Origin of the sequence: Mesorhizobium sp. M7A.F.Ca.CA.002.04.1.1, from assembly GCF_004022805.1 — a bacterium.
GTDB lineage: Bacteria > Pseudomonadota > Alphaproteobacteria > Rhizobiales > Rhizobiaceae > Mesorhizobium > Mesorhizobium ciceri.
Genome location: NZ_RZPL01000749.1, coordinates 1 through 2,682, shown reverse-complemented (window position 1 = coordinate 2,682; position 2,682 = coordinate 1). Strand labels below are relative to the sequence as shown.

Here is a 2,682-nt window from a genome sequence, read left to right as displayed (position 1 = left end):
ACTACATGATGGGCGAGCAGCGCCTGCCGATCTATTTCAACGACCCCGAGCGCAACGTGCGCTCGCATGCCGAGCATATCCAGATCTATGAAGCGCTGCTGCGCCGCGACGGCAATCTCGCACAGGCGCTGATGAGCGCCCATCTGCAGGGCGCTGAGAGCTACTGGAAGGGCCTGATCGAGGGCCATGGCGAGGAGCCGCAAAGCCCGGCGCTCGAAAAAGCCTGACCGACATGGCTCGTATCCTCACGACGCACCCTCTGCACCCGCGCGCCTCGGCTATGCTCTCCGGCGCCGGCGAGCTCGTCGTCGCCTCCGCCATCGATCCGGCCACGCTGGCCGCCGAGGCGAAAAATGCCGACATCGTCATCGTGCGCGCGCCGCTGCCCCCACAGCTTTTCGACGGCGCAAAGCTGCTGCGGGCGGCAATCCGTCATGGCGCCGGGCTCGACATGATCCCGATGGAAGCAGCGACGGCCGCCGGCGTGCTGGTGGCGAATGTGCCGGCGGTCAATGCCCGATCGGTGGCCGAACACGTCATGTTCGTGGCCCTCGCCTTGCTGCGCAACTTCCGCGTCGTCGACCGCGACCTGCGCGCCAAAGGCTGGCTTGCCGGCCGCGAGCACGCCAACGCCAACAGCGAGCTTGCCGGCAAGACGATCGGCATCGTCGGCCTCGGCGCCGTCGGCCAGGCGGTCGGCCATATCGCCGCGCACGGCTTCGACCTGAAGGTGGTGGCAACGACGCGCAGCATGCAGCCGGCGCCGGACAAGGTCGGCTTCCTGTCGATCGACGCTCTCGTCGAGCAGAGCGACATCATCGTTCTGTGCTGCCCGCTGACGCCGGAAACGCGCGGCCTGATCAACCGTGAGCGGATCGCCCGCATGAAGCCGCAGGCGCTGCTGATCAACGTGTCGCGCGGACCGGTCGTCGACGACGACGCGCTGATCGAGGCCTTGCAGAAACGGCGCATCGGCGGCGCCGCGCTCGACGTGTTTGCGACGCAGCCGCTGCCGTCGAACCATCCCTATTTCGGCTTCGACAATGTTATCGTCACGCCGCACATGGCGGGGATCACCGAGGAATCGATGATGCGCATGGGCGTCGGCGCGGCGGGCGAAGCCCTGCTGGTGCTGGCGGGCAAGCTGCCGGTCAATCTGCGCAATCCAGAAGTGGTCGATCACTATCGGCGGCGGTTTCCGGCGAGCCTGTAACCCATCGCGGTTTCGCCCCAATTCTCCGCGACGTTGAGAGCCATGCCCGGTCTCGCCTTCCTCTTTGTCGCTGCCTGTTCGCTCTGTGCCATGCCGGCATTCGCGGCCGAGAGCAGTTATGTCTATTGCGACAACGGGCTGCGCTGCTTCAAGGCGCCCTGCCCGTCCAACAGCGCACTCGACCTTGCCACCGGGACGATCATCAAGGGCGTGTCGATCGACCCCAGCGGCCTGCCGCAGGCCGACAAGGCCATAACCGATCTTTCCGACGCGCTTTATGCAGGCAAGATCGTCGTCAGGGGCTCGATCGAGCACCGCACCCAGACGATCGCCGGCAAGGAGTACAATTTGCCCTGGCTGGTCGCGACCCGTATCGTACGGACCGCCAAGGACAGCGAACGCAAGCACTGTTCGTCGCGCTGATGGGCGGTTCAGCCCTGCTCACGCGCCAAGCAGCTGCTCCACCTCTGCTGCTATGCGCAGCAGGCGTTGGTCATGGCCGTTGCGCGCCACCAGCATCAAGCCGGCGGGCAGCTGAGTGCTCGGCATCGGCAGCGAGATCGCGCAGAGATCGAACTGGTTGGCAACCTGCGTGTTGCGCAGCAGCAGGCCTTCGGTGCGGTCACGCAACCCGGCGTCGTCAGACATCGAGACGATAGTCGGCGCCGTCACCGGTGTGGTCGGCAAGGCCAGCACATCGACCGAGGACAGCCGCTCGTCCATGGCGGCGGCGAGCGCTGTACGACGGCGCATTGCCCGGATGTAGACAGGCGTCGGCAGCATGGCTGCCCGCGACAAAGGTCCGCTGACATGCGGGTCGACCGGTACCGAAGCTCCTGTCGCCAGCCAGTCGGCATGCACTTCGGCCCCTTCCATCGCGGCGATCGAACCACGCTTGGTGGCCGCGCGCAAATCGGCAAGCAGATCGTCGATCGACAGATCCTCGATCCGCGCGCCCGTCTGCTCGATCTTGCCAAGGCAGCGGTCGAACGCGGTCGCCACCTCGTCTTCCGTCTCTTCGAAAAGGACGCCGCGCGGAATGCCTATGCGAAGCCCTGCCAGGGCAATCGGCGTCAGCGCGGTCGGCACCTCACCGGCCATCACGGCGTCGGCGGCGGCACACTGGGCGACGGTTCGGGCAAGCGGACCGATCGAGTCCAGCGTGGCCGACAGTGGGAACGCGCCGGCGAGCGGCACACGTCGCGCCGTCGGCTTGAAGCCGACGACACCGTTGAGTGAAGCCGGAATGCGTATCGAACCGCCGGTGTCGGAACCGATCGATATTTCGCTCGTGCGCTCGCCGACGGAAACGCCGGCGCCTGAGGAAGAACCACCCGGAATGCGATTGGTGTCCACAGCATTGCCGGGCGTGCCGAAATGCTGGATGTCGCCGATCGCGGTGAAGGCGAATTCGGTCATGTTGGTCTTGCCGATGATAACCGCGCCGGCCTGCCGCAGCCGGCGGACGA

The 2,682-nt window shown here is 66.3% G+C and carries 4 protein-coding genes; 3 read left to right on the top strand and 1 reads right to left on the bottom strand.

Annotated elements, in window-relative coordinates; all coding sequences use genetic code 11:
- From ENZ75_RS27815 to ENZ75_RS27805, 3 genes are all read left to right on the top strand, one after another.
- The coding region (locus tag ENZ75_RS27815) for an FCD domain-containing protein (protein ID WP_127302274.1) at positions 1–227 on the top strand (227 nt) is incomplete at its 5' end.
- Between the two features lie 5 nt (positions 228–232).
- A complete protein-coding gene (locus tag ENZ75_RS27810) occupies positions 233–1,213 on the top strand; it encodes a hydroxyacid dehydrogenase (protein WP_063169046.1) in 981 nt (326 codons plus the stop codon).
- A 42-nt stretch (positions 1,214–1,255) separates the two neighbouring features.
- The gene (locus ENZ75_RS27805) at positions 1,256–1,636 is read left to right on the top strand and encodes a hypothetical protein (RefSeq protein ID WP_063169047.1); all 381 of its coding nucleotides are present in this window, start codon (positions 1,256–1,258) and stop codon (positions 1,634–1,636) included.
- An 18-nt stretch (positions 1,637–1,654) separates the two neighbouring features.
- Here the strand turns inward: ENZ75_RS27805 and ENZ75_RS27800 are convergent.
- The coding region (locus ENZ75_RS27800; protein ID WP_128278469.1) for an amidase at positions 1,655–2,682 on the bottom strand (1,028 nt) is incomplete at its 5' end.